This is a genomic window from Maricaulis sp., assembly GCF_048270095.1.
In the GTDB taxonomy this organism is placed as follows: Bacteria; Pseudomonadota; Alphaproteobacteria; order Caulobacterales; family Maricaulaceae; genus Maricaulis.
On the sequence record NZ_JBLWTL010000013.1, the window covers coordinates 41,391 to 64,092 of the forward strand.

General features: G+C 62.9%; 22 protein-coding genes and 1 tRNA gene. 19 read left to right on the forward strand and 4 right to left on the reverse strand.

The genetic code is table 11. The features are described 5' to 3' along the window. Positions 1 to 37: 37 nt before the first annotated feature. From ACN0YJ_RS08975 to ACN0YJ_RS08990, 4 genes are all read left to right on the forward strand, one after another. Positions 38 to 490 carry an ion channel gene (locus ACN0YJ_RS08975; protein ID WP_417490138.1) on the forward strand — a complete coding sequence of 151 codons (453 nt, stop codon included), beginning with the start codon at positions 38 to 40 and terminating at the stop codon, positions 488 to 490. Positions 491 to 579: 89 nt separating this feature from the next. After that, positions 580 to 2,589, forward strand: a complete 2,010-nt coding sequence (locus tag ACN0YJ_RS08980; protein WP_417495987.1) for an acetyl-CoA carboxylase biotin carboxylase subunit — start codon at positions 580 to 582, stop codon at positions 2,587 to 2,589. 87 nt (positions 2,590 to 2,676) lie between these two features. Continuing rightward, entirely contained in the window at positions 2,677 to 2,961 is a 285-nt protein-coding gene (locus tag ACN0YJ_RS08985; protein WP_417477050.1) for a DUF4282 domain-containing protein, read from the forward strand. A gap of 106 nt (positions 2,962 to 3,067) precedes the next feature. After that, the gene (locus tag ACN0YJ_RS08990) at positions 3,068 to 3,610 is read left to right on the forward strand and encodes a hypothetical protein (RefSeq protein ID WP_417490135.1); all 543 of its coding nucleotides are present in this window, start codon (positions 3,068 to 3,070) and stop codon (positions 3,608 to 3,610) included. Here ACN0YJ_RS08990 and lipB read toward each other — a convergent pair. Then, entirely contained in the window at positions 3,596 to 4,309 is a 714-nt protein-coding gene (gene lipB, locus ACN0YJ_RS08995; protein WP_417495988.1) for a lipoyl(octanoyl) transferase LipB, read from the reverse strand. The two genes, ACN0YJ_RS08990 and lipB, sit on opposite strands and share 15 nt — an antisense overlap. A 79-nt stretch (positions 4,310 to 4,388) precedes the next feature. Here lipB and ACN0YJ_RS09000 point away from each other — a divergent pair, with 79 nt between their 5' ends. The 7 genes from ACN0YJ_RS09000 (at position 4,389) to ACN0YJ_RS09030 (ending at position 11,147) form a co-directional block, all read left to right on the forward strand. Further along, complete coding sequence (locus tag ACN0YJ_RS09000) at positions 4,389 to 4,637, forward strand: FliM/FliN family flagellar motor switch protein (protein ID WP_091771596.1); 249 nt, start codon at positions 4,389 to 4,391, stop codon at positions 4,635 to 4,637. A gap of 62 nt (positions 4,638 to 4,699) precedes the next feature. Beyond that, a tRNA-Leu gene (locus tag ACN0YJ_RS09005) sits at positions 4,700 to 4,786 on the forward strand. Positions 4,787 to 4,898: 112 nt separating this feature from the next. Continuing rightward, a complete protein-coding gene (mgtE, locus tag ACN0YJ_RS09010) occupies positions 4,899 to 6,290 on the forward strand; it encodes a magnesium transporter (protein WP_417477053.1) in 1,392 nt (463 codons plus the stop codon). Positions 6,291 to 6,330: 40 nt separating this feature from the next. Then, complete coding sequence (locus ACN0YJ_RS09015) at positions 6,331 to 7,308, forward strand: Kelch repeat-containing protein (protein WP_417477054.1); 978 nt, start codon at positions 6,331 to 6,333, stop codon at positions 7,306 to 7,308. A gap of 66 nt (positions 7,309 to 7,374) precedes the next feature. Then, positions 7,375 to 9,330 (forward strand): glycoside hydrolase family protein, encoded by a 1,956-nt coding sequence (locus tag ACN0YJ_RS09020; protein WP_417495989.1) that lies wholly within the window; start codon positions 7,375 to 7,377, stop codon positions 9,328 to 9,330. A gap of 58 nt (positions 9,331 to 9,388) precedes the next feature. Continuing rightward, positions 9,389 to 10,561 (forward strand): isovaleryl-CoA dehydrogenase, encoded by a 1,173-nt coding sequence (locus tag ACN0YJ_RS09025; protein ID WP_417495990.1) that lies wholly within the window; start codon positions 9,389 to 9,391, stop codon positions 10,559 to 10,561. Positions 10,562 to 10,640: 79 nt separating this feature from the next. Next, on the forward strand, positions 10,641 to 11,147 hold the full coding sequence (locus tag ACN0YJ_RS09030) for a lysozyme inhibitor LprI family protein (RefSeq protein ID WP_417477057.1): 507 nt from the start codon (positions 10,641 to 10,643) through the stop codon (positions 11,145 to 11,147). Positions 11,148 to 11,156: 9 nt separating this feature from the next. On the opposite strand, the gene ACN0YJ_RS09035 is transcribed toward ACN0YJ_RS09030, so the two are convergent. The 3 genes from ACN0YJ_RS09035 to ACN0YJ_RS09045 form a co-directional block, all read right to left on the reverse strand. Beyond that, complete coding sequence (locus ACN0YJ_RS09035; protein ID WP_417495991.1) at positions 11,157 to 12,902, reverse strand: patatin-like phospholipase family protein; 1,746 nt, start codon at positions 12,900 to 12,902, stop codon at positions 11,157 to 11,159. Positions 12,903 to 13,036: 134 nt separating this feature from the next. After that, a complete protein-coding gene (locus ACN0YJ_RS09040; RefSeq protein ID WP_417477059.1) occupies positions 13,037 to 13,672 on the reverse strand; it encodes a hypothetical protein in 636 nt (211 codons plus the stop codon). A 301-nt stretch (positions 13,673 to 13,973) separates the two neighbouring features. Further along, a complete protein-coding gene (locus ACN0YJ_RS09045; protein WP_417495992.1) occupies positions 13,974 to 14,792 on the reverse strand; it encodes a DUF5694 domain-containing protein in 819 nt (272 codons plus the stop codon). A 133-nt stretch (positions 14,793 to 14,925) separates the two neighbouring features. Between ACN0YJ_RS09045 and ACN0YJ_RS09050 the strand changes: the two genes are divergently transcribed. The 8 genes from ACN0YJ_RS09050 to ACN0YJ_RS09085 all read left to right on the forward strand — a co-directional run bounded on the left by ACN0YJ_RS09050 (position 14,926) and on the right by ACN0YJ_RS09085 (position 22,677). Beyond that, the gene (locus ACN0YJ_RS09050; RefSeq protein WP_417495993.1) at positions 14,926 to 16,533 is read left to right on the forward strand and encodes a carboxyl transferase domain-containing protein; all 1,608 of its coding nucleotides are present in this window, start codon (positions 14,926 to 14,928) and stop codon (positions 16,531 to 16,533) included. A 77-nt stretch (positions 16,534 to 16,610) separates the two neighbouring features. After that, positions 16,611 to 17,198: an NAD(P)H-dependent oxidoreductase gene (locus ACN0YJ_RS09055; RefSeq protein ID WP_417495994.1), complete on the forward strand. Its 588-nt coding sequence runs from the start codon at positions 16,611 to 16,613 to the stop codon at positions 17,196 to 17,198. A gap of 71 nt (positions 17,199 to 17,269) precedes the next feature. Then, positions 17,270 to 17,902: an SOUL family heme-binding protein gene (locus ACN0YJ_RS09060; protein WP_417495995.1), complete on the forward strand. Its 633-nt coding sequence runs from the start codon at positions 17,270 to 17,272 to the stop codon at positions 17,900 to 17,902. A 108-nt stretch (positions 17,903 to 18,010) separates the two neighbouring features. After that, entirely contained in the window at positions 18,011 to 18,331 is a 321-nt protein-coding gene (locus ACN0YJ_RS09065) for a hypothetical protein (protein WP_417477064.1), read from the forward strand. A 120-nt stretch (positions 18,332 to 18,451) separates the two neighbouring features. Continuing rightward, positions 18,452 to 18,844, forward strand: a complete 393-nt coding sequence (locus ACN0YJ_RS09070; RefSeq protein ID WP_417477065.1) for a hypothetical protein — start codon at positions 18,452 to 18,454, stop codon at positions 18,842 to 18,844. Between the two features lie 155 nt (positions 18,845 to 18,999). Next, positions 19,000 to 19,794 carry an enoyl-CoA hydratase-related protein gene (locus ACN0YJ_RS09075; protein WP_417477066.1) on the forward strand — a complete coding sequence of 265 codons (795 nt, stop codon included), beginning with the start codon at positions 19,000 to 19,002 and terminating at the stop codon, positions 19,792 to 19,794. A gap of 79 nt (positions 19,795 to 19,873) precedes the next feature. Then, on the forward strand, positions 19,874 to 20,677 hold the full coding sequence (locus tag ACN0YJ_RS09080) for a DUF817 domain-containing protein (RefSeq protein WP_417496006.1): 804 nt from the start codon (positions 19,874 to 19,876) through the stop codon (positions 20,675 to 20,677). Continuing rightward, positions 20,674 to 22,677, forward strand: coding sequence for an acetyl/propionyl/methylcrotonyl-CoA carboxylase subunit alpha (locus tag ACN0YJ_RS09085; RefSeq protein WP_417495996.1), 2,004 nt, complete (start codon positions 20,674 to 20,676; stop codon positions 22,675 to 22,677). The genes ACN0YJ_RS09080 and ACN0YJ_RS09085 overlap by 4 nt, the downstream gene beginning before the upstream one ends. Positions 22,678 to 22,702: the final 25 nt, after the last annotated feature.

Here is a 22,702-nt window from a genome sequence, read left to right on the forward strand (position 1 = left end):
GTGCGCACCAAGCCGCCCGGCGGCAAAGGGCAATGGCATGATCTGGGCAATCCTGGTTTCCTTCGCGATCTGTTCGGTCACGATGGTGGTGCATATGGTCGGACTGGTCGTGCTGATGGCGGTGATGCGCGCCCGCACCGGCCGCATCCGCCCGCATCAGAGCATGGTGCGCCAGACCGGTTTCATCATGTTGATCGTGTTTGGCCTGTTTGCGATTCACGCCGTCGAGATCTGGTCCTATGCGCTGCTCTATCTGGCGCTGGGCGAGTTTTCGACGCTGGAAGCGGCGCTGTATTTCGCCACCAGTACCTTCACCACGCTCGGTTATGGCGATGTGCTCCTGTCCCAGGACTGGCGCCTGGTCGGGGCGATCGAGGGCTTTAACGGCTTCCTGCTGATCGGCTGGTCGACGGCATTCCTGGTGACGGTGATCGGGCGATTGCGGGCAATCGAGTTCGATTGGCTCGATCATCATCTCGAAGGCGACTGACCGGTTACACACCATGACTTGCCGCGGGGGCCGGAGCCACGTTAAACCGGGGGTCTACCGGGCGTCCGCCCGTCTTGCCTGGGGCTTTGATGTTCAAGAAAATCCTGATCGCCAATCGCGGTGAAATCGCCGTGCGAGTTATCAAGACCTGCCAGCGTCTGGGCATTGCGACTGTGGCTGTCTATTCGGAAGCGGATGCTGACAGTCTCGCCGTGGAAATGGCTGATGAGGCCGTCTTCATCGGGCCGCCAGCGCCGGGCGAGAGCTATCTGCGCCTGGAGAAAATCCTTGAGGTGATCAAGCAGACCGGGGCCGATGCCGTGCATCCCGGCTTTGGTTTCCTGTCCGAGAATGCCGCTTTCCCGATTGCGCTCGAGAAGATCGGCGTCGCCTGGATCGGGCCGAATGTGCATGCCATCGAGGCGATGGGCGACAAAATCCGCTCCAAACAACTGGCCGCCAAGGCCGGCGTGTCGACGATTCCCGGTGCCGATGGTGAAATCGCTGACGCCGACACGGCTGTCGCGGCCGCCAATGCGATTGGCTATCCGGTCATGCTCAAGGCCTCCGCCGGCGGTGGCGGCAAGGGCATGCGTATCGCCCGCAACGAGACCGAGACCCGCGAGGGCTTCGTGGCTGCGCGAAATGAGGCCAGGACGGCCTTCGGCGACGAACGCATCCTGATCGAGAAATTCATCGAGGAGCCGCGTCATATCGAGATCCAGGTGCTCGGCGACAAGCATGGCCATGTGATCCATCTCAATGAGCGCGAATGTTCCATCCAGCGCCGCAATCAGAAAGTCCTCGAAGAGGCGCCATCACCCTTCCTGGATGCCAAGACGCGCGCCGCCATGGGCGAACAGGCCGTCGCGCTTTCGGCCGCCGTTGATTATGACAGCGCCGGCACGGTTGAGTTCATCGTCGACAAGGATCGTAATTTTTACTTCCTGGAGATGAATACGCGGCTGCAGGTGGAACACCCGGTCACCGAGATGACAGTGGAGCTTGATCTGGTCGAACAGATGATCCGCTCCGCCGCCGGCCTGCCGCTTGAACTCACCCAGCGCGAGGTCAAGATCAAGGGCTGGGCCGTCGAGGCACGGCTCTATGCCGAAGACCCTTATCGCGGCTTCCTACCTTCGATCGGGCGGTTGAAACGCTACAGCATGGCCAGTGAAGGCCCATTGGGCGAGGGCGAATTGCGCATCGATTCCGGCGTGCGGGAAGGCGACGAGATATCGCTCTTCTATGACCCGATGATCGCCAAGGTGATCGGCTATGGCAAAACCCGCGACATCGCCATCGACACGCTGGCAGCCGCCCTCGACCGGCTGCATGTCGAGGGGCTGCAATCAAATGCCCCCTTCCTGTCCGCCGTCCTCGATGAAGCCGATTTCCGCGCCGGGCGCATCCATACCGGCTATATCGACCAGCATTTCCCCGATGGTTTCCATGGCACGGCGCCGCGCGAGGATCAGCTGACCTGGATGGTATGTGCCGCCGCCTTCGTTCACGAGACCTTCGTGCGCCGGGCCGCACAGATCGAGGGGCGTGTCACGCCGCCGCCGGCACCGGGGCCGCGCGAATGGGTCGTCTTGATGGATGGACGCCGCTTTCCGGTCGAGATCGAACTGGGCGGGACGGGCGAGGCACGAATCTGGGCGCCGACGCTGGCTGAAAAGCCGTTTGAGCTGACGACCGGCTGGCGTGCCGGTGCGCAATTATTCGAAGCCGAGATCGATGGCCAGGCCTTCGCGCTCGAATTCTCCGACCGTACGGAAGGCTATCGCCTGCGCCATCGCGGCTATGCGGCCGTGGCGCTGGTGTGTTCGGCGCGTTCGGCGGAGCTTCATCTCCTGCTGCCGGAAAAGGAAAAGGCCGACACGTCGAAACTCGTGCTCAGCCCGATGCCGGGGCTGGTGGTCTCGATCGCGGTTGAGGCCGGCCAGGCGGTCAAGGGCGGCGAAATCCTGCTGGTCGTCGAGGCGATGAAGATGGAGAATGTCATCCGCGCCGAGAAGGACGGCGTGGTCAAGGCCGTGTCGGTCACGCCGGGGGCGTCCGTCGCTGCCGACGAGACGATGATCGAGTTCGAATAGGGATGCAAAAATTCAACCGACCGGCGAATTTGACTTCACAATTTCGGCTATTGGGGTAGGCTCCGCATTCGATATGGGGAGACAGACATGAATGATCTGATCAAGCGCTTTACGACTTTTGACAAACTGATAGCCACCAGTTTGATCAAATTCTTGTACTGGATTGGCCTCGCAGGGATTGCGCTCAGCGTGATCGTCGGGATTTTCGGGGCGATCGGAGCAATGACACAGAGTTTCCTCGCCGGGCTCGGCATGTTGATTGCGGTGCCCCTCGGCGGCGTGATCGGCTTGGTTTTCTGGCGCTTCATCTGCGAGATCTACATCGTCATTTTTGGCATCTATGACCGCTTGGGTGAAATCCGGGACAAGTAGTCCCGGAACACTGCGATCGCGACGGGTGAACCTCTGATTCGGAGATTGACGCGGGGGCGGCGGTCATTAGGGATAGCAGGCATCGTCAATGATTGTCTGGCCGCCCATGAATCCGCTCGTTCTGTTTCTGCCCGTCTATCGCGCATCGGTGACGGCCTATTTGCTTGGGCTTGTGGCCCTGGCCTTGCTGGACGCAATGCGGATGCAGTTCGGGCTCATCCTGATTCCCTCGGGCATTGCGCTGATTGCGATCTGGTTCTTCGTCTATGCCCTGCACGCCAATCGCCGTCGCCATGCGGGGCGGGAGCCGGCGCTCGCTGTGCTGCCGGTTCTGGCTGCAGTGCTCGCCAAGGGCGTCGCTGCCGTGATCGGGATTTTCCCGGGCCTGGTTGCGGCCATGACAGATTTTGCCGAGCGCAATGGAGTCGATACCGCAGACGACCAGGCCTTCGCCGCAGCCATCAGTCAGCCCGGATTCCAGGAAGCCTTCCAGAATGACTTGCTGACCCAACCCGAATTGATGGACACGCTGACCGCGGGCATGGCCTGGCCGTCCTGGATTGGCTTCTGGCTGGTGATTGCCCTGTTTGCGATCTGGTTCGCGCGCCTGCGCCCGCCGGTCGCGCCGTCAGTCTCACCGGGCATGTAAGGTCCCGGCCGGCTCAGTTTCAGCCAGCACAGGCGGCGACACCATGCGCGCCGGGCCGAAAATCTCGTTGAAGCCGAGGTGAAGCGCTGCGTCAAAATCCGTCATAGAGGCCTTGATGCCGAGATCTGCCAGACTGGTAACGCCGTAGAGCGGGTTGGAGATGCCGCACGGCGTGATGCCGCTGAAATGCGTGAGATCGGGCGCGATATTGAAGGCGATGCCATGGAAGGACACCCAGCGGCGCAGGCGCACGCCAATGGCGGCGATCTTGTCTTCGCGGCCATCGCCGCGTTCGACCCAGACGCCGACCCGTCCCTCACGCGTGCCGGCATCGACGCCGAAACTGGCGGCGGTCGCGATCAGCCAGCGCTCCAGATTGCAGACGAATTTGCGCGCATCGCGGCCACGCTTCGTCAGATCGAGCATGACATAGGCCACCCGCTGGCCCGGCCCGTGATAGGTGTATTCACCCCCGCGGCCCGTTGTGTAGACGGGGAAGCGGTCGGGCATCAGCAGATCGTCCGGCTTGGCCGAGGTGCCGGCCGTATAGAGCGGCGGGTGTTCGAGCAACCAGACCAGCTCGCTGGCCTCACCGCTCGCGATCGCCGCAACCCGGGCTTCCATGATTGCAACAGCGTCGGGATAGGCCACCGGCTGTGGTGAAACGGCCCAGTCGACCGGATGTGCGGCATTTTCCATTTGTCTTAACCCTGCGGAAACCGGTTCGGTCAAACATCATCATTCCAGCGAGAAATCGCAAGTCCAGGAGTGTTTGTCCTTGAGCCAGCTCGGCGCCGTTCAGATCGAGATTGCCGTCCTTCTCGGGCGCTCGAAAATGCCAATCCAGCAATTCCTGCGGATGGGCCGCGGAGCCGTGATCCCGCTCGACAGCGGCGAGGACGACCAGGTCTGGATCCTGGCGAACAACCACCCCATCGCTCGCGGCGACGTGGTTTTGCAGGGTGATCGCATCTCGATCACGATTTCCGGGGTCGCAGATGCCAATGAATTCTTCGCAGCTGCTTAAACTGCGGTATTAAGCACTTCACAAGGCGAGGGGATGTTGCTATCTCCGCGCCTCTTCCACGTGCGGTCGTGGCGGAATTGGTAGACGCGCAGCGTTGAGGTCGCTGTGGGGTAAAACCCGTGGAAGTTCGAGTCTTCTCGACCGCACCATTACTTCTCGAAACTGCCTGCAAATATTCGGCGCAGCGAGCCCTGGCTCTCTCGCCTTTGCGGTGCTTGCGTCCTAGTGTGCCGCTGAATCATCCAGCGCATGGAGGGCCCCTTGAGCGACACAGCTTTCGAAGACGACCTCTATCGCACGGGTTCCGCCCGCGCTGATACGGATCCTGAATTCGTCGCCGAGCTGCGGCAGGCCATCTCTGACCTTGACGGCGATCTGATCCGGCAGCTGCTGGCCCCTTTGCATGCAGCCGATATCGCGGATGTGCTGGAGCAGCTATCGGCTGGTCAGCAAGGCATTATTGCTGAACTGACTCCGGATATCTTCTCCGGCGAGGTGCTCTCGGAGATGGATACGGGCACGCGCGAAGTCGTGATGGATTATCTCCATCCGTCGCACCTCGCTGCCGCCATCGCCGAACTCGACAGCGATGATGCGACGGACGTCGTCGAAGAGCTCGACGATGTCCGGCGCGCTGCCGTGCTGGCGGAAATCTCCGACATCAACCGCGAGGCGGTCGAATCGAGCCTGGCCTTTGATGACGAGACCGCCGGACGCTTGATGCAACGCGAATTCGTTGCGGCGCCGGACTTCTGGACGATCGGCCATGCGATCGATCACATGCGCGAATCCGCCGATGATCTGCCCGACAAGTTTCACGACCTCTTTGTGGTCGATACCGGGTTTCGGCCGATTGGCGAAATTCCCGTTTGCCGCCTGCTCAGCGCCCGGCGCGATGTCCACCTGGTCGACATCATGGAGCCGCCGCGCATCCTGGTGAAGCCGGAAACCGATCAGGAAGAAGTCGCCTATCTGTTTCAGAAATATCACCTGGTCTCCGCCCCCGTGGTCGATAGCGCCGGGCGTCTCACCGGTATGTTGACCGTTGAGGACATGGTCGAGGTCATCCAGGACGAGAACAAGGAAGACATGCTGGCGCTGGCCGGCGTGAACGAGGCCGACCTGGCCGATACCGTGCTGCGCTCGGTACGTTCGCGCGCGCCCTGGCTTTTGGTGAATCTGTTCACGGCAATCCTCGCCTCGGGCGTTATCGCCCTGTTCGAGGGGGCATTGGAGCGCGTCGTGGCGCTGGCCGTGCTGATGCCGATCGTCGCCTCGATGGGCGGCAATGCCGGGACGCAATCCCTGGCCGTTGCCGTCCGGGCAATTGCGGAACGCGATCTGACAGCCGCGAACTCGATGCGGGTGATCTGGCGCGAGCTGGCGACGGGCACGATCAATGGCGTGATCTTTGCCGCGCTTATTTCGGTCGTGACACTGCTCTGGTTCCAGGACTGGGAAATCGCCGCGGTGATCGGGATAGCGATGATCGTCAACCTATCCCTGGCAGGGCTGTCGGGCATTTTGATCCCGCTGGGCCTGGTGCGTGCGGGGGCCGACCCGGCCGTCGCCTCCTCGGTGTTTGTGACGACGGTGACGGATGTCGTCGGCTTCCTGGCGTTTCTGGGACTGGCGACAATCGTCTTGTTGTGATGATATCGGTCCGGGTGCCGGGCGGAATATTGGTGGTGTAATGGTGCATTTGATCAATTTGCTTGCGGTTGCGGCCCTGTTGTGGACGCCCGCAGCCATGGCCCAAGGTCAGGGGCAAGGCCAGGGCCAGGGGCGCTGGGAATCGGCGGCCCGTCTTGATGTGCCGCGCGCCGGCCTGGCTGTGGCGGTGCTGGACGGGCGGCTCTATGCCGCGGGCGGTGCCGGACTGACGTCGCCGCGTGCCGAATTTGAAGTTTTCGAACCCGAACTCAATCGCTGGATGCCCGCAACGGCATTGCCGCGCGGGCTGGAGCGGTTCGGCATGGCAGCGGTCGCTGGCCGCATTTATGCCGCTGGCGGTTACGCGCCCGGCGAACTGGGTGTCGAGCCAACCGCCTCGATGTGGTCCTGGTCGCCTGAGGGTGGCATCTGGCAGAGCGAAGCCGCCATGCCGGGGCCCAAGGCGGATTTCTCGATGCTGGCCTATAACGACAGGCTCTACGCGATCGGCGGCACGCGCGATGATAACAGTATCTATGTTTTCGATCCCGAGGGCCGTAGCTGGGAAACCATCGAGATCCCCGATGACCTCACCCGGCGCGGCGCCGCGATCGTCGCATTCGGTGATCATATCTATGTCATTGGCGGCTCGCTGAGCGGCGAGCTTTCAGCCCGCGTCGATATTTATGATCTGGAAGCTGATGCCTGGACGGCGGGGCCCGACCTGCCCGGCGCCAGTACGGGTATTGCCGCAGTGGCCCATCATGGCCGCCTGCACGTGCTGGGCGGTACCGGCACTGACGGCGAGCAAAGACTGACGCTGCGGCGGCATGCCTCCTGGCAGCCCGGTGAGCCGGGCTGGCGCAGCGAGCCTGATCTTCCGACACCGCGCACGGCGGCCGATGCGGCTGTCCTCGAGGGCGGTATCTATCTGATCGGCGGCGGAAGTGGCGGTGGGTTTTTTGCCCCCTTTACCGCGATGGATACGACGGATGTCTTCCTCAATGAGGCCAGCTAAGCCGTCCGGCACCGGGCTTGCAGTCGCTCTGTATTGATGCAGCGACGGGTCTCGAAACAGGACACGATGAAACCGCAAATAAAATCCTCTCCGGCGGCCCGCGCACTGATTCAGCGGTTCGAGCCCTATCGTGAACTTGCTGCCCAGGGCAGTGACGGACGCTGGCGTGTCGGCTTCGGGCACCGCGCCGCTGCCCGCGAGGGTGTGCGCGTGTCGCGCGATGATGCAGCCCTGCTTCTGATCTATGATGTCATGCAGGCCGAAGCCGCGGTGGACGAGATTTTTCCGGCCCGGCTTCCCGATTTTCAGCGCGACGCGCTGACCTCCTTTGTTCATGACATCGGAGCGGCCGCATTCCGCAATTCCGATGTCGCCCGCTATATGTTTGAGGGCCGCGTCGAGGCCGCCGCCGAGGCGCTCGCCAGCTATGGCGAGAGCAATTCGGCTCGCCGCGAAGCTGAAAGCGCCATGATACTGGCCGGGCTCGCCCCGGAGGGCCGTGCCGCGCGCAAGCCGGCCATGGTCGATGTCGTCATCAAGGTCGAGCATGCCGACGAAGCAGATCAGTCGGCCGCAGCGGCCGCGCCGGCCACGCGCCCGGCCTTGCCCGGTTCGATCATGCCGCCGCCGGCGCCGCCGGTTCTGAGCCGTCAGCTCGCCGCTCGCCGTGAAGCAGAACAGGAAATTGCCCGCATCCTCGCGACGGTCGGTGCCATGCCGCACGAGGACGAGGCGGATGCGTCAGAGGCCGTGCGCCCCGATTCTGCGCCCGAACCCGAAGCCATGCCGGACGCGGAGGCCATCGCCAAACCGGCACTTGCGCCAGAGCCCGAGCCGGAGCCAGAGCCGGCGGCTGAAGCTCACATTGAGACTGAAGCAGACGTTGAGCCAGACGCTGAGGCTGAGACTGAGACAGACCAGAATACAGGGCCGACAGCCGAACAGGTCGATGAACCCGACGACGAGACCCGGCAGGGCATCATTGTGCCGGAACCGCGTCTGCCCGAGCCGCTTGAGGCCGAGGAGAACGGATCCGCTGCTGAACCTGCGGACAGCCCGGCGCCGGCTTCGGCCCAGGTGATTGCGCGCATGTCGCAGGAAATTGCCCAGGTTGAAATTGAAATCTCCGGACGGCAGAGCGCTCAGGCAGACACGGCAGCGCAGGACGACGCCCTGCCAGCCGGTGTCACGCTGGGTTATGTCTTTGTCCGCACGATTTCCGCTTCGCTGGTGCTGCCAAGCGAAGACCAGGCTGAGACCGCAGCGGCGCAGGCCGACCTGTCTGCGGACGATGACGTAGTAGAGCCGGACAGCGATGCGGCCGAAGCCGTGACTGAGGTCACCGCGCCGGCCGACGATCAGCAGGCCGATGAGCCTGAGGCCGAGCACGAGGCCGTGCCAGATGCCGTGCCCGAGTCAGACGCCGAGCAGGAAGCAGAGCACGAGCCGGAATCAGTGTCCCCGGCTGCCGCCGAAGAAGTCGCTGATGCTGGGGGTGCCGACCCGGCCCTTGCTGCAGCGGCGATCGTCGAGCGCACGCTGGCGGTTTCGGGGCAAGGCTCGCCGCCACCGCATCCAGCGGACACACCCGCATCGAGCAATGGCGCCGTCGGCGATATTGCCGGCGAGGGCGGCCAGTCCCGCGCCGACGAACGGGGGATTGCCCATATCGATGAGCTGGCGGGCCTGTCGCAACCGGCTGATGCCAGCGGTGGCGATGATGATGACGCCCTGTCGCCGAGCGATCTGGTGGGTGACACAGACATGTATATCGAGAGCAAGCCTGCGACGCCGTCGCGTGAAGAAGATGGCTGGGGCTTCGTGGTCACGCTGATTGCCGGTCTGGTCGTTACCGGCGCCGGGGTGCTGGATATATATGGCGACTGGCCGCGGGTCTGGGTCGAGCGCGATCCAACCTGGGGTGTGCTGGCAGCGGTGGGCGGCGCCTTCCTGGCCGTCACTGCGGGCTGGATGCTGGTATCGGTACTGGCGGCCAAGCGCCGACGCCGCCGCGCGAGCTAGGCCGGAATGGGCAGGCTGCGATCTTGACGGCCCCGGCCTGAGTGCTATGTCGCTGGGCATGATCTCCAATCAATATCCTTCCCTCGACTTCGACCTCGGTGAAACGGCGGACATGATCCGCGACACCGTCCGTTCCTTTGCGTCTGACGAGATTGCGCCGCGGGCGGCCGAAATCGACCAGTCCGACGTGTTTCCTGCTGATTTGTGGGAGAAAATGGGCGCTCTCGGCCTGCTCGGCATCACGGTGCCGGAGGACGATGGCGGCACCGGTCTGGGCTATCTCGAACATGTCGTGGCGATGGAAGAGATCAGCCGCGCCTCGGCCTCGGTCGGCTTGAGCTATGGCGCCCATTCCAATCTCTGTGTCAACCAGCTGCGCCGCTGGGGCAATCCAGAGCAAAAGGCGCGCTATCTGCCCAAGCTGATCTCCGGACAGCATGTCGGTGCGCTGGCCATGTCGGAACCGGGCGCCGGGTCCGATGTCATCTCCATGCGGCTGAAGGCGGAAAAGCGTGGTGATCGCTATGTGCTCAATGGCAGCAAGATGTGGATCACCAATGCGCCGGCCGCCGATACGCTCGTTGTCTATGCCAAGACGGATATGAGCGCCGGCTCACGCGGGATTTCCGCCTTCCTGGTCGAGCGCGATTTCAAGGGCTTCTCCGTCGCCCAGAAACTCGACAAGCTGGGGATGCGGGGTTCGGAAACCGGCGAGCTGGTGTTCGAGGATTGCGAAATCCCGGAAGAGAATGTGATGGGGCCGCTCAATGGCGGTGCCAAGATCCTGATGTCCGGGCTCGATTATGAGCGCGCCGTGCTGTCGGCTGGCCCGATCGGCATCATGCAGGCCTGTATGGATGTGGTGATGCCCTATGTGCGCGAGCGCAAGCAGTTCGGCGAATCGATTGGCTCCTTCCAGCTCGTCCAGGGCAAGCTGGCGGACATGTATGTGCAGATGAATGCCGCGCGTTCCTATGTCTATGCCGTGGCGAAGGCTTGCGATCGTGGCCTGACGACCCGCAAGGACGCCGCCGGTGCCATTCTCTACGCCGCCGAAGCCGCGACCCGGATGGCACTCGATGCGATTCAGCTGCTGGGCGGCAATGGCTATATCAATGAATATCCGACGGGCCGCTTGCTGCGCGATGCCAAGCTCTACGAAATCGGAGCCGGCACATCGGAAATCCGGCGCTGGCTGATCGGACGCGAATTGTTCAACGAGAGCGCCTGATTTCGGCCCGGCGCTGCGCTGGACCGGGGCAGGGGAATGGCGCTAGGGTCGTGACCTCGTTGTTGCGATGAGGGTCTTCATGCGCATCTTGATGCTTGCTGCCAGTCTGTCGATTGGCTTGTCCGCCTGCGGCGATGCGCAGAAATCGGAAGCGCCGGACGTCCAGTCCATGCCCATGCTCTCTGCAGTCAACACGATCGAGGCCTGCCTGGGCCGTTATCCCGATCTTGCTGCGCGTGAAACCGAATGCATCGGCCAATACGCCAATACCTGTATGAGGCTGAGCGGTGACGGTGAGACCAATGCCGGCATGATCCGCTGTACGGTCGGCGAATATGAAGCCTGGGATGACCGGCTCAACACCGCTTATGGCGCCTATATGCAACGGCTCGAAGCCCCTCGCGATGCCGGCCTGCGTGAAGCCCAGCGGGCCTGGATGGCCCTGCGCGATGCCGATTGCGACTTTGCCGCCTCGGCCTATGAGGGCGGCTCGATGCAGCCGCTGGTGAGTGCCGGTTGTCATCGGGACTATGCTGCGCGGCGCACGCTTCTCCTGCTCAGCTGGCTGGAAGGCCCGCCTTACTGAGACCGGCGACTAGCCGACGCGCGCGGGCAGGCCAAGCCGGGCACGCATGTCATCGCTCAATCCCGCGAGCATGCCCTGGGCTGCCTCGAAACCCGCTTCCAGCGATTCGTCATAGCGGGCCCAGTCGCGCAGATCGACCGTGGTTTCCGGCAGGATCAGCAGATCGGCCGCCTCACGTCCGGTGTCGCGGTCATCGGCAACACCGACCGTCGCCGCACGCATCAGCAAGGAGGCAATGGGCGGCAGGGATTTGAACCCGTTCTTTCGAACCCAGTTGAAGAAATTGGGCGGGTCGATGAAATCCGCCGGATCGAGCCCCTGGGCGCGGCTGACATCGACGCCGACCACCGAGCCGCGATGGAAAGCGCGCATCTCGCGGGCCGGGAAATTGGTGAAAACGGCGCCATCGACCAGGATTTGCCCGTCCTGGACCACCGGCGGCAGCAGGCCGGGGATTGCGACGGTCGCCCGCAGGGCTTCGCGGACCAGGCCGCTGCGGTGCACGAAAGGCCGGCCGGTGGCGAGATTCGAGGACAGGCAGAAGAAGGGCCGCACCATGTCGGCAATCTCGGCATCGCCGAAATGCTCTTTCAGACGGGCATTGACCTTGCGGCCCCTGGCCAGGGAGATGACCGGGAGATTCCAGTCATCCAGCGGGTTGGAATCAACGAAGGCGCGGCGGATCCGGTCCTCGAGCTCGTCATCATTCCAGTCCAGCCCGATCCCGGCGGCAATAATACCGCCCATTGAGGCGCCGCCGACGAAGTCAAACTTCATGCCCGCTTCGCGCAGGGCGCGGATCGCACCGATATGGGCATAGGCCCGCGCGCCCCCGCCCGAGATGATCAGGCCAACCGACTGGCCGGTCAGCGTGCGTGCAAGCCGGTCTGCATCAATGCGGTCATGCTCCTGACGCCAGTGGAAAACCCGTGCCGCGTCAGACGCCGAAGCCCATTCCTGCGGGCGCGATGCCGCTGTGGTGCCGCCGAAGTGCAGCATGACGATATCGATCAGCTTGAGCTTGGCAGCAGGTGAGGGATCATCGGGCAGGAGCGGCGTGGAGGGGCGCGCATCGGAGCGCGCCAGGAGCCAGATCCGGTCCGCCCGGCCCATCGCACGCCGGGCCCAGACCGGATCGCCCAGGCGTGCGGTCAGCAGCACAATGTCGTGGCGCGTCTCGAGCGCTTCGAGGCGGCTGCCGCTCCATTCCGCGTGGCTGTCGTCACAAATGACACACGTCTTGCCCAGCCGGGCGAGCGCTTCCTTCAACTCGGCGGCCCGGTAGGCCAGGTCAATCGTTGGCGAGCTGCTGATCAGCGCGAATACCCGGGGCTCTGCGGCGACATTGCGCTGGGTGCCACGCAGGCGGGCCAGCATCATCCGGGCCAGCTCGCGCATCAGGCTGGCATGTTTACGGGTCAGCTTGTCGAAGCTTGCCTTGGGCAGGCGCACCAGCTCGGTATCGCGCAGGGCGTAGACGCTGGCACTATGCGGGCTTTCGTCGAGCAGTGACATTTCGCCGACTGGCTCGCCGGCACGGATATAGCCGATCAGATTGGGTCGCCCGAGCGCCCCGCCGCGAAACGCTGCCAGCGCGCCCGATCGCACCAGATAGAATGCATCGGCCGGATCGCCTTCGCGGAACAGCATTTGTCCGGCCGGAAGGCAGAACCATTCAACCTCGGCCTCAACCGCATTGAGGGCGGATTTCTCGACGCGCTTCAGGAAGGGCAGGAAGGAGAGGGTGAGTGCCATGAGGTGTCGGGCGAATCTTCAAACGGGTTGTCAGGCCCGCACAATGGATGATTCGCAGGAAATCATGGACTGGCACCCAGCGCAAAGCTCGAAATTGCGGGGCTTAACCCGCGGCGGTGGAATTCACGTCGCGATCAGAAGCGACGGCGAATCACCAGATGGGCCACCGGACGGAATGAACGTGCCTGCGTCTCGCCGACGGCCTGGCGGTCCATATTGTCGAGATCGTCGAGCAGGGTCATGGTCTCGCCGGTATCCTGGTCGAGGATCTGCAACCGGTCGCGGCCGCGGTCCTGGAAATAGGCACCGCCCTCGACGGTCAGGCTCCACTGGTCGAGATTGCGTACGGTGATGCCGGCACCGAGATAGCTCGTCAGTTTTTCCAGCCCGGTCTCGCGCAGGTCCTCTGTCAATTCGGCGTGCGGAAAACCGGCCCAGGCGGGGCTTCCAGCCTGTTGGGTCCAGGCCGGAACGGCATTGCCATAGAGCGGGCGCACGGCGCCAGCCGACAGGTAGAATTCATCGCCAAACGGGAAGAAGTCGACTTGCCCGGTCAGTGTGGTGATATCGGTTTCCAGGATCGGGGTGCTGGGGAGAAGGCCAATTGCCGGTGCCGCTTCCTCACTGGAGAAGTGCCAGCGCAGCAGGGCCGAATCGCCCGTTTCCCCGATGCGCGTCGTCCAGGACTGCGAATCCTGCAGGGCCTGGGCCGAAGTGGCGCCTGAGGCCAGTATCGACATGGCGGCAGCCAGTGCAAAACGCGAAACCATGGACACCTCCCTGAGTGTTATCCGGCCCTGAGTGTTATCCGGCCCTGAGTGTTTTTGGCGGTCAGAAATCTTTGTTCCTGAAGCCTGCGCTCCACCCCTGAATCAGAAGTTAAAGTGCCGACATTGATGGTTTCAAGCCATCTTATGGTTGCCAGACTATGATGAAATCGAGCGCGCTCCAAGGCTGATCGTGGAGCGCTGAAGGATTATCATATGCACGTCCGGCCCTTGCCAAGGCAGGCAAGGGCCGGACGATATTGCCCGGTCGCTGGGGAGTGATCGGGCGATGGGTGGGGCGCGGTCAGTCCAGATAGGCCAGCGGATCGATCAGCTCGAGATTCGGCGCCGAATCGATGAATTGGTCGAGCAGGTATTTATGACCGGCGCCATAGACGACCAGGACCCGTTCGCCCGGCCCGGCGAGCCGGGCGATATTGGCGAAGATGTGCAGATTGCGGCCCCACCAGACCTGCATCTGCTCGGCGCCGACAGGATTGTCGGCTGCCCCCATCTGGGCGGTCAGAAGGTAGAGCGCGTGATAACCGGCCATCTCGGCTGAATTGGTCTCGATCAGCCGGTCCAGTACCGGACGTGCCGCCTGGTCCGGCGATTCCAACTGCGCCTGGATCGGGGCCATGAAAGCGTTGAACCCGGCGAGAAGGTCATCCTGGCCGGCCGCCTCGGCCGCGGCAAACATGCCGCCAAAATCCATCTCGCTCGCGTAATCAACGGCATAGACCTGATCCAGGTCCAGCCGTGCGGCGAGTGCCAGGCCGATTTGCTGTCGTTCATTGACGGCGAGCGCGCCTTCGCCAGCTCGGTATCGCCGGTAGGTCGCGTTGAATTCCGACTCGTGTTCGGGGGGCAGCTCGACGAGAATCCGGGTCGGAGCGAAGGTTTCGAGACGGTCGAGGACGGTGGCGATCTCGGCCTGCCGTTCCGGGCTCAGGTAGTCGACGACGGGAGAATTGACGTAATCGCTGCCGCCGCCGGTGAAGTGAAACGTGCCCAGCACCATGATCGCAGGTGGGGCCACGGGTTCATTGGCCGGTGGATTCTGCGCCAGGGCTGCGGAGCTCATGGCCAGGGCCATGAAGAGGATTGCGGTGTGACGAAGCATGGCTGGGTCCCGTGTTTGTGATTGCTCGGACCTGTGATGCCCGGGGCGGGCAATTTGGATGCACGGGTGATTGCCTTGATGCGGTCAGGCAGGGTAAGCAGCGAGACCCATCCGCGACATGTCGAGGCTTTTCATGACCCAATTGACAACGGCCATCGATACCGACTCGCAGGCCTTCCGCGATAATGCCACCGCGATGCAGGCCCTGCTGGACCAGCTGCAGGCCAAAACGGCCGAGGCAGCAATCGGCGGTTCGGCGCGTTCGCGGGACAAGCACACCTCGCGCGGCAAGCTCTTGCCCCGGGAACGCGTCGAACGCCTGCTTGATCCGGGTTCACCGCTTCTCGAAATCGGAGCCCTGGCCGCCAATGGCATGTATGAGGGCAATGTTCATGGCGCCGGGATGATTGCCGGCATCGGCCGCGTCTCCGGCCGTGAAGTGATGATTGTCTGCAATGACCCGACCATCAAGGGCGGCGCCTACTACCCGATGACGGTGAAAAAGCATTTGCGCGCCCAGGAAATCGCGATGCAGAACCGGCTGCCCTGCGTCTATCTGGTCGATAGCGGCGGCGCCAATCTGCCGCACCAGGCCGATGTCTTCCCGGATCGCGAGCATTTCGGCCGGATTTTCTACAACCAGGCCAATATGTCGGCGATGGGCATTCCCCAGATCGCCGTTGTGATGGGGTCGTGCACCGCGGGCGGTGCCTATGTGCCGGCCATGTCGGACGAGAGTATTATCGTGCGCGAGCAGGGCACTATCTTCCTGGCAGGACCACCACTGGTGAAGGCTGCGACGGGCGAAGTGATCTCGGCCGAGGACCTCGGCGGGGCCGATGTCCATTGCCGCACTTCCGGCGTTGCTGACCACTATGCCGCCAATGACGAACACGCCCTGCATATCTGTCGCCGGATCGTCGCCAATCTCAATTCGACCAAGACAATTGACCTCGATCTGTCCGAACCTTGTGAACCGGCGCTGGATCCGGCCGAGCTCGATGGCGTCATCCCCGCTGATATCCGGGCGCCCTATGATGTGCGCGAAGTGATTGCCCGCCTGGTCGATGGCTCGGTGTTCGACGAATTCAAGAAACTCTATGGCGAGACCCTGGTGACCGGCTTTGCCCGGCTCTACGGCATGCCTGTCGGTATCATCGCCAATAATGGGATCCTGTTCTCGGAAAGCGCGCAAAAGGGTGCGCATTTCATCGAGCTCTGTGCGCAGCGCGGCATTCCGCTGGTCTTCCTGCAAAATATCACCGGCTTCATGGTCGGCTCCAAGGCCGAGCATGGCGGGATCGCCAAGGATGGCGCCAAGCTGGTCACGGCCGTGTCGACCTTCAAGGGACCGAAATTCACCATCATCATTGGCGGTTCCTATGGCGCCGGCAATTACGGCATGTGTGGCCGGGCCTATAGTCCACGCTTTCTCTTCATGTGGCCCAATGCCCGCATTTCGGTGATGGGCGGCGAACAGGCTGCCGCCGTGCTGGCGACCGTCAAACGCGATTCGATGGAGCATCGCGGTGAGGACTGGCCGCTCGAGGATGAGGCGGCTTTCAAGGCGCCGATCCGCGAGAGCTATGAGGCCGAGGGCAATCCCTATTTCTCCACCGCGCGAATGTGGGATGACGGCATTATCGCCCCGTCCGACACCCGCCGTGTGCTCGGGCTCGCCCTGTCGGCAGCGCTCAATGCACCGATCGAGAAGACCACATTCGGCCTGTTCCGGATGTAGGCTGCGCTGGCTGCGGCTCCGTGCCACGCCGGTGAAACCGGCCGGCTTTGCTAGAGTGTGGGCGAGGAGACACGCCCATGCCCAAAACCGTTTGCGTCATCAATGGTCATCCTGATCCGGCCAAGGGGCATTTCGTCGAGGCGCTGGCCGATGCCTATGCCCACGGGGCCGGCGAGGGCGATCACACGGTCAGCCGGATCGATATTGCCAAACTGCCGATCGAGTTTCTGCGCAATGCCGCCGAGTTCGGCCGCCCGCCGGGCGACGCGATCATTGCCGAGCGCGCCAAGATCGCCGCGGCGGACCATATCGTATTCATCTATCCGCTCTGGGTGGGGTCTATGCCCGCGATCGGGAAGGCTTTCCTCGAGCAAGTCAGCCGCGACGGATTTATGGCGGAGACGTCAGGTGAGGCCAATCAGATGCCGGTCCGGAAGATGACGGGCAAATCGGTCCGCCTGATTGTCACCATGGGCATGCCCGGCCTCGCCTATCGTTTCATCTTCGGAGCCCATAGCGTGAAAGCCGTCAAGCGGGGCATTTTCCGCATGGTCGGCTTCAAGCCCGTGCGGCACACGATTTTGGGCATGGTCGGGGCGACGGGGGCCAAGGGGCGGTCGAAGATGCTCGCCCGGGTGCGCACAATGGGGCTGCGGGCCCGTTGACGCCTCGCAGGCCAGACTGATCCGCTGCGGTGGCACGGGCGTATCCCTTCAGACACATGGAGTTTGAACGGATGCGATATTTGATGATTTCCGCGCTGCTGAGTTTGGGGACTGCCTCGGCGGCGTCCGCTGCCGATGAGCCGGCCCACACCGTGATTCGCTCCGAGGGGGCGATCGAGATCCGCGATTACGACGCGGTGATTGAGGCGCATGTCGAGGTTGAAGGCGACCGGCGCGGCGCCGTCAATGCCGGCTTCCGGCCTCTGGCAGGCTATATTTTCGGCGGCAACCAGTCTCGCGACCAGGACGGAGCCGAACAGATCGCGATGACGACGCCGGTTATCCAGTCAGCGTCGCAGCGCATTGCCATGACCGCACCGGTTACCCAGGAAGTCTCCGAGGATGGCGTCTGGCGCATTGCCTTCATCATGCCCGCACAATGGACGATGGAGACTTTGCCCGTGCCGGACAATGCCGAGGTTCGCCTGGTCGAAATTCCGGCACGCCGGATGGCGGCGATCCGGTTTTCCGGACGCGCCCGTGACGCGGACATGGTGGAGAAGCAGGCTGAATTGCTCGAATTTCTCGCCGCCCATGACTATCGGGTGATCGGCGAGCTGCAATATGCCTATTACAACCCGCCCTGGACGCTGGGGCCTTTCCGGCGCAATGAAGTCATGGTCGAGGTTGAACGCTCTGATTGAAGGGCTCTTCAGGCGGGCCATCATCCCGCCAGCATTGTCGTGACAAGACCGGTCCCGTGCCTGTAGTCTTCCCCCGGAATGCAGCACGCCAAGCCCGGGGGGATTGATATGGCAGAGTTTTTCCAGACGGTTCTGATATATGCCCGCGAGGGGTTTGCCGAGGTCAATGCCTTGCAGGGGCTCGTTATAGCCTTGATCGCAACCGTCCTGATGACGCGCTGGGCGCGTCTGCTGGTGATGGTCCTCGGGGCCGTGGTGGCGAATGTCGTGGTCGATGCCCTGCGCCCGGTCCTGTTCGACCAGGCCGTATTCAGGCTGCCGCCGGTGCTGGATGCCGCCTACTGGCACTATCTATTGCTCTTGTTCGCGGGCTTTCTGGTCGTGATCGGTATTATGTTTATGGTCAAACGGGTTGTGCTGAAAGGCTGATAGAATTCCCCTGAGAGGGGAAGAGGCTTTCCAAATCGTAAAATTGTGAACATCGTTAGCCTAATGGGCGCGTCTTGGGGTAAGGTAAGCGTCGTCATTCATGGCGGAGGGGAACGCAATATGGAATTCATGGAGCCGGTGATCGGCTATTTTAATCAAGGTCTCGACTTTTTCATGCCGGGGCTTCTGGCGTATGCAGGTGACGGCGCGGCCGTTAACTGGATGGCGCTGGGCATCCAGCTTGGCGTGATTGCACTCGTGCTGGCACTGCTGATGCGCGAAATTGGCGGGATCATCATTTTCACGGTGGTCGGTGTGGTCATTCACGTGATCGTCGATGTCGTGATGCCGATGGTCCGCGGCGGTGGTGGCGAAAGCTTTGATATCAACGCTTTCATCTCGCAATTCACGCAGATGGATTACCTGTTGTATCTGGGCGCCCTGGCGATCGGCTATTTCGTGGGCATCATCATTCTGTCCATTCTCAAAGGCCTGATTTTCCGCGGCGACTGATGCCGGCAGGATGACGGGTAGAAATTGGGGCTGCCGGCATTCGTGCCGGTGGCCCTTTTTTGTGCGCGTTCAGCGAAGCAGCGGCAATCCGCCCCTTGGCCCGCGCCCGCGCCGGGGCTAAGTCTGGTGGGTCAGTTTCGCAATGAGGAAATCCGATGAGCGACGCAGTCGTCCTGCTTGATGTCAGCCCTGCCGGTGTGGCCGTGGTCACGATCAACCGTCCCGAGAAGCATAATGCCTTCAATGCCGAGGTGATTGCGGCGCTGTCGGAAATCTTCGAGACCCTGCGCGCCAATCCGGGCAATGTCCGCATGGTGTTGCTGCGCGGGGCCGGGCCGAGCTTCTCCGCCGGCGCCGACCTGGAATGGATGCAATCGGCAGCCCATTTCGACGAGATCGATAACGAGCAGGACGCGATGGCCCTCGCCACCATGCTCAAACGTCTCTACGACCTGCCGCAAATGACCGTGGCGCTGGTGCAGGGCGCTGCCATGGGCGGCGGTGCCGGCCTGCTGGCGGCCTGTGATGTCGGTGTGGTGATGGCGGATGCCAAGATCCGCTTCTCTGAAGTCCGGCTCGGCCTGACGCCGGCGACGATCTCGCCCTATGTGATCCGCGCGATCGGCCCGAAATGGGCCCGGGCCCTGTTTGTCTCGGGCGAGAGCTTTGATGGCAATTTTGCCTATCATATGGGCCTGGCCCAATATGTCGTCGCGAATATGGAAGAGATGACGCAGATGGAAGAGCATCTCGCCAAACTCGCTTTCGCCACGGCTCCCGGCGCCGTCGCCGATGCCAAGCAATTGGTTGATGATGTCGCCGGACGCGAGATCGATCACGGGCTGGCTGTTCACACCGCCAAGGCGATTGCCAAGCGCCGCGTCTCCGAAGAGGGCCGCGAGGGCCTTGTTGCCTTCCTCGAACGCCGCAAGCCGAGCTGGGCCGAATAGAAGCGCTCGCCGGGTGTTCCCGCTAGCCGATCCGCGTGCGTTCCTGCATGCCCGCCGTGAGGCGTTGCGGCGCTGGTTTGTGCGCGGGCCCTGGACCCAGGGCGTGTTCGAATTCGTCGCTTTTGGAATCAAGCAGGCGTGGGCCTGTCTGTTCGGCGGCTTGATGCTGGCCCTGCTGCTGGGGACCTATCTCTGGTACCCGCAAGGCTGGGCACTGGCGCGCTATGACTTCCTGACCCTGGCGGCGCTCTCGATCCAGATCATGCTGATCGCGACGCGGCTGGAAACCTGGGAGGAAGCGAAGGTGATCGCCGTCTTCCATGTCGTCGGGACGGTGATGGAGATTTTCAAGACCTATGCCGGCAGCTGGGAATATCCCGAGGCCAGCCTGCTGCGCATTGCCGGCGTGCCGCTCTTCACCGGATTCATGTATGCGGCGGTCGGATCCTATATTGCGCGGGTCTGGCGCATTTTCGATTTCCGCTTCGACCGCTTTCCGAAGATGTCCTGGCAAATCGCTTTGGCTGTCGCGGTTTACGTGAATTTCTTCGCCCATCACTTCGGGCCGGATTTCCGCCTCTTCCTCTTCCTCGCGACCGGGATCATCTATGGCCGCTGCGTCATCTGGTTCCGTCCCGATGCGGCCCACCGGCCCATGCCGCTTGTGGTCGGCTTCCTTCTGGTGGCGCTCTTCATCTGGTTCGCCGAGAATCTCGGCACGTTCGCCCGCGCCTGGGCCTATCCGGGTCAGGAGGCGGGCTGGCACATGGTCTCGCTGGCCAAGCTCGGCTCGTGGTATCTTCTGATGATCATCAGTTTCGTGCTGGTCGCAGCTGTGCAATACCGGCCAAAACCCGCCAACCCCGAATTGGATCGACCATGATCAAAACGCTCCTGATCGCCAATCGTGGCGAGATCGCCTGTCGAATCATGCGCACGGCGCAGGCGATGGGGATTCGCTGTGTCGCTGTCTATTCCGAAGCCGATGCCGACGCCTTGCATGTCCGCATGGCTGACGAAGCGGTTCTGATCGGCCCGGCGCCCGCGGCGGACAGCTATCTGCGTGCCGACAAAATCCTCGCGGCCGCGGCGCAAACTGGCGCCGACGCCATCCATCCCGGCTATGGTTTCCTGTCGGAGAATGCCGACTTTGCCGATGCCTGCGCGGAAAAGGGTATCATTTTCGTCGGCCCGTCAGCGGCCTCGATCCGCGCCATGGGGCTGAAGGACCGAGCCAAGGCCTTGATGGAGACCGCCGGTGTGCCGGTCACGCCCGGCTATCACGGCGAGAACCAGGACCCGGACCATCTCAGGGATGCCGCAGACGACATCGGCTATCCGGTCCTGATCAAGGCTGTGGCTGGCGGCGGCGGCAAGGGCATGCGCAAGGTCGAGCGCGCGGCGGACTTCCTCGCCGATCTTGAGAGCTGCAAGCGCGAGGCGTCCAAGAGCTTCGGCGATGACCGGGTGCTGATCGAGAAATTCATCACCAATCCGCGCCATATCGAAGTCCAGGTTTTCGGCGATAGCCGCGGCCGTGTCGTGCACATGTATGAGCGCGACTGCTCGCTCCAGCGCCGACACCAGAAGGTGATCGAGGAAGCGCCGGCGCCGGGCATGACGCCCGCCGTGCGCACCGCCATGTGTTCGGCTGCAATCAATGCGGCCAAGGCTGTCGACTATGTTGGCGCCGGGACAGTGGAATTCATTGTCGACGGGTCGGGCCCGCTGCGCGAGGACGGCTTCTTCTTCATGGAGATGAATACGCGGCTGCAGGTCGAGCATCCGGTGACGGAGATGATCACGGGGCTCGATCTGGTCGAGCTGCAGCTGAAAGTCGCGGCCGGTGGTTCAGTCCCGGAACAGGACATGATCGGCCTGCACGGCCATGCGATCGAGGCGCGGCTCTATGCCGAGGACCCGGTCAATGGCTTCCTCCCCTCGATCGGTATGCTGCACCGGCTGAGCCTGCCCGGCGACAGTCATGACGAACGCGTCGAGACCGGGGTCGAAGAGGGCGGTGAAGTCTCGCTCCATTATGATCCGATGATCGCCAAGCTGGTCGCCCACGGCGAGAGCCGGCATGAGGCGGCGCTGCGGCTGGCCGGCATGCTCGATACGCTTGTGGTCTGGCCGGTGAAGACCAATGCGGGCTTCCTGCGCCGGGCCGTGTTGCATCCTGATTTCCTCGAAGCGCGGCTGAATACCGGCTTCATCGAGACGCATATCGACGCGCTGGTGCCGTCTGCCCTCGATCTGGCCGATGCCGGATTTGCCGTGCTCGGCGCGCTGGATTTGCGGCCGCTCCTGGCGGATCTGTCCGATCCGTTCGACGTCGCCGATGGCTGGCGGATGAATGCCACGCCGCGTATTTCGCACCGCTTTGAGCTCGATGGCAATCTGGTCGATGTCTCGCTTCAGATCGAGGGCGACCGGCTGCATGTCCGGGCCGGCGGCGAAAGCCTGCAGCTCGAGGGGCTGGAGATCGAGGCGCTCGATGAGGGCTACCTGTTTGCCGCCGATTGCGGCGGTGAGGGGGTCACGGCCGAGTTTGAGCCGATGGAGCAGGGCTGTCTTGTCTCGTCCCGCGGGCGCACCAGCTTCTTCGCGCTGTCCCACCCTGACGCGGCTGTCGATGCGCTGGAAGCGGGCGATACAATCAAGGCGCCGATGCCGGGCAAGGTCCTGGCGGTGCATGTGAGCGCTGGCGCTGATGTTGTCAAAGGGCAGGCGCTGGTCGTGCTTGAGGCGATGAAAATGGAACATGCGCTTGTGGCGCCGCGCGATGGCAGCCTCGCCGAAGTGCGGGTCGAGGCTGGCGCCCAGGTTTCCGAGGGCGATATTCTGGTCCTGCTGCACGAATTGGACGCTGCAGCGGACTGAATTCCCGCCTGAGGCGAAACTGGCA